Raw genomic sequence first — 7,375 nt, forward strand, 5'->3', positions numbered from 1 at the left:
TGTGTGGCGGGTCAGAGGTCGGCGGCGGCGCGGTGACGCTGCCGCAATCCCGGCTTGTCGATCTTGCCGACGGGGTTTCGGGGCAGAGCATCGACGACGTAGATCTCCGCGGGCACCTTGACCCGCGTGAGCCGGTTGGCAAGGTGGACGAGAAGCTCCTCGTCGGTGGTACTGCGATCGGGGTAGGTCACCACATAGGCCACCGGGACCTCGCCGTACACGTCGTCGGGCGCACCGATCACGGCGCACTCGAGGACCGCCGGATGCTCGGCGAGGGCGTTCTCGATCTCCTTGGGGTACAGGTTTTCTCCGCCGCGGATGATCATGTCCTTGATTCGGTCGACAAGGGTGAGGTAGCCGTCCTCGTCGAGCCGGCCGACGTCGCCGGTGTGCAGCCGACCGTCGACGACGGTGCGGGCGGTCTCCTCCGGCCGGCCGAGATACCCGGCCATCACGTTCGGGCCTTCGACAACCACCTCGCCGGCCTGCCCCACCGGCAGCGTGTTTCCCGCCTCGTCGACGATGCTGATGCGCTGGCCGGGCAGGGCCGGCCCCACGGTGCCGAGCTTGCGGGGCCCGTCGATCGGATTGCAGGCGGACGCGCAGGTCCCCTCGGTGAGCCCGTAACCCTCGACGACGACCAGCCCGAACCGTTGCTGGACGCGGTCGAGAAGTTCCTTCGAAATCGGTGCGGCGCCGCAGATCCCGAATCGGAGCGACGACATGTCCAGCGACGCCTTCGCGGGCTGGGAGACGAGCAGGGCGTAGATCGTGGGCACGGCCGAGAAATACGTCGGCCGCAGCGTCGCGACGTCGTCGAAGAATCGGGCCGGGGAGAACCGGCCGGTGATGCTCAGCTGCGCCCCGGCCAGGATCGGCGCGAGGAAGCTGACGGCGATCGCGTTGACGTGGAACAGGGGCAGGATCAGCAGGCAGTGGTCGGATTCGGTCAGTCGCAGGTGCGTCCGGAACGATGCTGCCATGAACTGCAGGTTCGCGTGCGTGAGCTGCACCCCCTTGGGGCGGCCCGTCGAACCGGAGGTGTAGATCAGCAGTGCGGTCTCGTCGGCGGCGGGGTCGTCACCGGCGGACCATCCGGCCGGGGGTGCGGCGACCATGTCGTCGACGTGGATTACCGGACGGCCCGCCGACGGCGACTCGGGTCCGGCGCCCAGCACCAGTACCGCTCCGGCATCGTCGATCTGGTAGTCGGCCTCGGCGGCCGTGAACGCGGGATTGATCGGGGTCGCTGTCGCCCGCAGCCGCCACGCGGCCATGAGCGCGACGAGCAGTTCGGCCCGATTGGGCAGCATCACCGCGACGACATCACCGGCCCCGACTCCATGCTGCTGCAACTGGGATGCGAAACCGTCCACTCTGCGGGCGAAGTCGGCGTACGTGAGCTCGAGGTCGTCGTCGCGCACGCACGGCCGGTCGGTCTCGCGATGCCACACCAGGTACTCGATCGTCACGGGATCGATCGTCACGGCGTTGTCGGTGGTCACTGCGGGCGGTCCTTCCTCTCGGGATGACCGCAACGGTAGTGACGCACGTCACGTTTCGACCAGGGTCCCGCGGGCTCGAGTTCCGCCGACGCGTTGTCCCCGGAGCACAAAAGCTCCGCACCCGCCGCCCTCGGGACGCCTATCCCAGCCAGTCCAGCACGGCCGCCGCGGTCCAGGACTGCTGCATGCTGCCCAGCGGCTTGCCGGTGAACGGCTCGTAATACTCGGCGAACGATCCGTCGGCGGCCTGCCGGAGCCCTTCGGCGCGGAGCATGTCCGCACGCTCGGCCCAGCCGCGGCGCGCGAACGCCCACGAGTACAGCCATGTCATCACGGGCCACACCGGTCCGCGCCAGTACTCGCGGGGACGAAAATCCTTGGACACCGGCGAGGTCGACGGCGGCACCGCGTAGCGCAGATCCGGGTGTCCGCAGAACTTCGGGCCCTCGAAAGTCCGCAGCAGTGCACGTTCGGTCGATCGCGGCAGGCCCCCGCACAGCAACGGCGCGAATATCGCGAGGGTGTCGGTGGCTATCCACTTCCCGGATCGAAGGTCGAAATCGCGTGCAGCGCCGGTACGTTCGTCCGTCGTCTCGACGACACCCTGCCGGAATCGTTCGGCCCAGGTGTAGAGGTCGCGCACGTCCGCGTGCGGACGCGAATGTTCCTCGCCGATGGCCGCGAGCACCTCGCACGCGAGCGAGAACACCGCGCTGACGAACACGTCCTCCACCGCGAAGCTCATGGCGGTGGCGAGTTTGCCGTCGTCGTACCGGACGCCCTTCATCTCCTCGAGCAGCCACAGGTAGCGGCTGTACTCGGCGTCGGTGGGGCGCTGCCCGGCGTCGCCGACGTGCACGAGGTCCTGACGCAGGTAAGCAGGAACCGGCCCGGGCACGACATTCGCGTACGCGGCGTCCCAGCGCGGCGAGTTGTCCATGCCGGACTCCCACCCGTGGTACAGCGCGATGCGGCCGTTGCCGTCGAGGTCGCGGGCATGGGCGAGCCAGCGATGCCAACGCACCAGGTCCGCCCAGCGCCGATCGAGGAACTCCTCGGCGACCGCGCGCGTGCTGCGACCGTGCCGGCGACCGTGGTCGAGGATCCGCTGCACCGCGATCGCATGCACCGGCGGCTGCGTGATCCCCGACGTCTGCACACCCGCCGGGGCGTGCGCGGCGAGCTCGCCGGCCGCCCACCGGGACGGGCCGGGAAAATACCCGTCGACGCCGTTGGCGAAGACGATGTGCGGGATCATGCCGTTGCTCCACTGCGCCGACAGCAACGTGTCGAGCTCGACGACGGCGCGTTCCACACTCAGCGGCGCCAACCCGACGGCGACGAACGCCGCATCCCAGCTCCACATGTGCGGATAGAGCTTCGGCGCCGCGCTGGTCATCGTGCCCAGATCGTTGCCGCGCAACAGGTAGGCAGCTCGCGCGGCGAGCTGGGTCGGAGTGAATCCGCGATCCGGCATCGTTTCATTGTGCGGCTTCCGCCGGAAACCGCACGTCGAAGTACCCGGTCGGTCGACCCTCGTGGCAGGTCGGGGACACCGGCGAGGACAATGAGGCGGTGAGCTCCCGTCCCCGTCCCACTGCCGATACCGTTCTGTCGCCCGGAATCCACGACATCGATACCGGTACGTGCGAGCTCGTCAAGGACCGGTACCGCCCGGACGGGTGGCTGCTCGAGATCAACGGGGTGCCCAGCTCCCACATCGACCTGTCCGATCCGACGCTGCTCGAGTTCGAGTACATGCGCTGGATCGCGCACCTGATGGATGCGCGCTGGACCCGGGCGGACCGGCTGCGGGTACTGCACCTCGGCGGCGGGGCGTGCACGATGGCCCGGTACGTCCACGCGTGCTTCCCGAGTTCCCGGCAGGTGGTCGTCGAGATCGACGGCCGGCTCGCCGAGCTGGTGCGCGAATGGTTCGATCTGCCGCGGGCACCACTGCTGCGCATCCGGGTCGGGGAGGCGCGTGCGGTGCTGAGTTCGCTCACCGACGGCACCCGCGACCTCATCGTGCGGGACGTGTTCGCGATCAACCGCACCCCCGCGGCCCTGACGACCGTCGAGTTCACCCGGCACGCCCATCGTGTGCTCGCGCCCGGCGGCGTCTACGTCGTGAACTGCGGCGACACCCGCGACCTCACCACCGCCAAACGCGAGGCCGCGACGATCGGCGGGGTCTTCGCGCACACCGCGATCATCGCCGACCCGGCGATGCTGAAGGGCCGCCGCTACGGCAACGTCGTCATCGCCGGCAGCGACGTGCCGCTCGGCGACTCCGCGAGCCTCGCGCGGGACCTGCTCGGCGGCGCGGTACCGGCGCAGATCCGCCGCGACGACGACGTGCAGCGGTTCGCGGCCGGAGCGAAGATGCTGTGCGACAGTGAAATTCCCTTTCCTCGCGCATCGGCTCCGAGCCTGGTCACCGGCTGAAAGCCATCGATTCGTCGAGTCGTCCGAATCGCATCGTCGGCAGATCCAGCAGGTAGTTCTGGTGCATCCGCCACGGGTTGCGGGTGCCCTGCCGCGGCAGCGTCCCCGCGGCGCGCTGCACGTATCCGGAGGTGAGTCCGAGCAGGGGACGGGTCCGTCCGTCGCCGCGGTAGTCGGGAACTGCGATCCGATATCCCTTGCGCCGCATATAGTTCAGCAGCCGGCACACGTACAGTGAGGCGAGATCGGCGCGCAACGTCCACGATGCATTCGTGTAGCCGAGACACAACGCGAAGTTCGGCACACCGCTGAGCATCGTCCCGCGGTACACGTACGTCTCGCTCGGATCGACCCGCTCCCCGTCGACGACGAGCGCGATACCCCCCGCCGGGACGATCCGCAGGCCCGTTGCGGTGATCAGCACATCGGCCTCGAGTTCCTCACCGGATTCGAGCCGGACCCCACGGTCGGTGACGGTGTCGATCCGGCCGGTGACGATGTCGGCGCGACCGGACCGGACCGCCCGGAACAGGTCCGCATCGGGAACCAGGCACATGCGCTGATCCCACGGATCGTAGGCGGGCGCGAAATGCGGATCGACGGGCACGCTTCCGTGCAGGAGACGGGCGGTGCCGGTGCGGATCACCGCGCGGGCCAGTCGCGGCATCCGCTGGCAGAACTGGTAGAACGCCAGCGCCGAGACGACATTCTTCATTCGCACCAGGCGGTGGGCGATGGTGTCGGGCAGCCATTTCCGGAAGCGATCCGCGATCGGGTCGCGGGCGGGAAGCGACACCACGTACGACGGGGACCGCTGCAGCATGGTGATGTGCTCGGCGTCCTCGGCCATCGCGGGAACCAGAGTGACCGCGGTGGCACCGCTGCCGATCACCACCACTCGCTTGCCGGACCAGTCGAGGTCCTCCGGCCAGAACTGCGGGTGCACGACCGGACCGTCGAAGGTGTTCAGGCCGGGAATGTCCGGCAGGTAACCGGATTCGTAACTATAGTACCCGCTGCACATGTACAGGAACGAACAGGTCAGCTCGACGGGGAGTCCGTCGGCGATCGCCCGCACCGTCCAGGTCGCGGTTCCGGACGACCACGTGGCACTCGTCACCTTGTGCCCGAATCGGATTCGACGATCCACTCCGGAATCCGACGCGGTGGCACGCACGTACTCGAGGATCGAGGAGCCATCCGCGAAGGACCGGTCTCCGTGCCACGGCCGGAACGGATACCCGAAGGTGTACATGTCACTGTCCGATCGGATCCCCGGGTACCGGAACAGATCCCACGTCCCGCCGATCGCGTCGCGGCCCTCGAGAATCGTGTAGGTCAGGCCCGGACACTGCGTCTGCAGGCGGTATCCGGCCCCGACGCCGGACAGGCCGGCCCCGACGATCAGCACATCGACATGCTCCACATCCGCTCCTATTCGACAGTCCAGGCGAGCAGTTCCTCGACGGGCCACGTGTTGACGACGTCCTCCGGCTCGACACCCCGCTCCGCGGCACGTTCGCACCCGTAGCCGAGCCAGTCCAGCTGGCCGGGGGCGTGCGCGTCGGTATCGATCGCGAAACGGCACCCGAGCCGCAGTGCCAGGTCGATCAGCCGGGCCGGCGGGTCACGCCGCTCCGGCCGGCAGTTGATCTCGATCGCCGTGCCGTGGTCGCGGCACGCGGAGAACACCTTCTCGGCGTCGAAGGTGGATTCGGGCCGGTGCCCGCGACCACCCGTGACGAGCCGCCCGGTGCAGTGGCCGAGCACATCGACGTGCGGATTCGTCACCGCCCGCACCATCCGGCGTGTCATCGCCGACCGCTCGGCGCGCAGTTTCGAATGCACGCTCGCCACGACGACGTCGAGTTCGGCGAGCAGATCTTCGTCCTGGTCGAGCGAACCGTCCTCGAGAATGTCGACCTCGATTCCGGTCAGGATCCGCAATCCGTTGCCTGCGGCGTTCAGCTCGGCGATCACCCCCAGCTGGGTGCGCAGCCGCTCCGGGGTCAGCCCGTTCGCGACTGTGAGCCGCGGCGAATGGTCGGTGACCGCGCAGTACTCGTGCCCGATCATCGTCTGCGCGGTGCGCATCATCTCGTCGACGGGACTCCCGCCGTCGGACCAGTCGGAATGGGTGTGCAGGTCGCCGCGCAACGCGGTGCGCAGGTCGCCGGCACCGCGACCGATCGGCTCGGCGGACTCACGCAGCTCCTCCAGGTAAGCCGGGGTTCCGTCGACCGATTCGCGGATCACGGCGGCGGTCTTGGGTCCGATGCCGGGGAGCTCCGTCCACGTGCCGGTGCGGTGACGTTCCCGCCGCCCGGCTTCGCTCAGCCCCGCGACCACGTCCGCCGCGTGCCGGTAGGCCTGCACGCGGTAGGTCTTCGCGTGCTCCCGTTCGAGCCAGAACGCGACCTCACGCAGGGCGCTCACCGGGTCCATTCCTCCATTGTGGCCGCCCCGGCACCACTCGGGTGATGGGAACCGATATTCGGTTTGACGGGGTGACAGGAACCTTCACCCGGTGGGGGCGGGCGACGGGGGCGGCTGAAGGCGCGGGAGAGTTGCGACCGTCCTAGGCTCGACCGCATGCGTCCCACAGCCCTGATCACCGGCGGCGGCCGCGGCCTCGGTGCCGCGATCGCCCGCGACCTCGCCCCCGACCACGACCTGCTCCTCGGCGGTCGCACCGAGCAGTCCCTCGGCACGATCGTCGCGGAACTGCCCGCCGCGACACCGTGGCCGGTGGATCTGCTCGACCACGATGCCGTCGCCGCGGCCTGCTCCGGCATCGACCGACTCGATGTCCTCGTGCACAACGCGGGGGTCGCGAGCCTCGGCACCGTCGCCGACAGCGACGTCGCGCAGTGGCGAGAGATGTTCGACGCCAACGTTTTTGCCGTCGTTGCACTGACCCGAGCTCTGCTGCCAGCGCTGCGTGCCGCGAACGGTCATGTGGTGCTGATCAATTCGGGTTCGGGCCTGAACGCGAAGGCTCGCTGGGGCGCGTACGCCGCGAGCAAGTTCGCACTGCGCGCCTTCGGGGACGTACTGCGGCAGGAGGAACCGGACCTGCGAGTGACATCGGTGCACCCGGGCCGCATCGACACCGACATGCAGCGCGCGATCGTCGCGGAGGAGGGCGGCGAGTACCGGCCCGAACGGTTCCTGAGCCCGGCGACCGTCGCGCAGGCGGTGGGCCAGGCGATCCGCACCCCGGCCGATGCCCATCCGACGGAGATCGTGCTGCGCCCCCGGTAGCCGCTGCCGGTCAGAACGGGAGCGGAATGACCACCGGCGGGGCACCCGGGATCTGGATCTGGATCTGCGGGGCGGGCTCCGGGGCCGGTGGCGCCGGTACCGGTGCGGGCGCGGGCGGCGGAGGGGGCGGGGGCGGAGGTGGTGGCGGGGGAGGTTCC

General features: G+C 69.3%; 6 protein-coding genes. 2 read left to right on the top strand and 4 right to left on the bottom strand.

Annotated elements, in window-relative coordinates; translation table 11 throughout:
- Window positions 1-11: 11 nt before the first annotated feature.
- Together RZ1_RS02135 and ggh are read right to left on the bottom strand one after the other, a co-directional pair.
- Window positions 12-1,472, bottom strand: coding sequence for a class I adenylate-forming enzyme family protein (locus RZ1_RS02135; protein ID WP_072808851.1), 1,461 nt, complete (start codon window positions 1,470-1,472; stop codon window positions 12-14).
- Window positions 1,473-1,644: 172 nt separating this feature from the next.
- Window positions 1,645-2,982: a glucosylglycerate hydrolase gene (gene ggh, locus RZ1_RS02140; RefSeq protein WP_072808833.1), complete on the bottom strand. Its 1,338-nt coding sequence runs from the start codon at window positions 2,980-2,982 to the stop codon at window positions 1,645-1,647.
- Window positions 2,983-3,080: 98 nt separating this feature from the next.
- On the opposite strand from ggh, the gene RZ1_RS02145 reads away from it, so the two are divergent.
- Window positions 3,081-3,953: a spermidine synthase gene (locus RZ1_RS02145; protein ID WP_072808835.1), complete on the top strand. Its 873-nt coding sequence runs from the start codon at window positions 3,081-3,083 to the stop codon at window positions 3,951-3,953.
- On the opposite strand, the gene RZ1_RS02150 is transcribed toward RZ1_RS02145, so the two are convergent.
- Complete coding sequence (locus tag RZ1_RS02150) at window positions 3,943-5,379, bottom strand: flavin-containing monooxygenase (protein WP_072808837.1); 1,437 nt, start codon at window positions 5,377-5,379, stop codon at window positions 3,943-3,945. The two genes, RZ1_RS02145 and RZ1_RS02150, sit on opposite strands and share 11 nt — an antisense overlap.
- A gap of 8 nt (window positions 5,380-5,387) precedes the next feature.
- Entirely contained in the window at window positions 5,388-6,398 is a 1,011-nt protein-coding gene (locus RZ1_RS02155) for a PHP domain-containing protein (protein WP_072808839.1), read from the bottom strand.
- Between the two features lie 147 nt (window positions 6,399-6,545).
- Between RZ1_RS02155 and RZ1_RS02160 the strand changes: the two genes are divergently transcribed.
- Window positions 6,546-7,217, top strand: a complete 672-nt coding sequence (locus tag RZ1_RS02160) for an SDR family oxidoreductase (RefSeq protein ID WP_072808841.1) — start codon at window positions 6,546-6,548, stop codon at window positions 7,215-7,217.
- The last annotated feature ends 158 nt before the right edge of the window (window positions 7,218-7,375 follow it).

The sequence above is a fragment of the Rhodococcus zopfii NBRC 100606 = JCM 9919 genome (genome assembly GCF_001895025.1).
In the GTDB taxonomy this organism is placed as follows: domain Bacteria; phylum Actinomycetota; class Actinomycetes; order Mycobacteriales; family Mycobacteriaceae; genus Rhodococcus; species Rhodococcus zopfii.

Coding starts and splice junctions, on each gene's coding strand:
- ggh (WP_072808833.1), bottom strand. CDS start 2,982: ATGCCGGATCGCGGATTCACTCCGACCCAGCTCGCCGCGCGAGCTGCC.
- RZ1_RS02155 (WP_072808839.1), bottom strand. CDS start 6,398: ATGGACCCGGTGAGCGCCCTGCGTGAGGTCGCGTTCTGGCTCGAACGG.
- RZ1_RS02160 (WP_072808841.1), top strand. CDS start 6,546: ATGCGTCCCACAGCCCTGATCACCGGCGGCGGCCGCGGCCTCGGTGCC.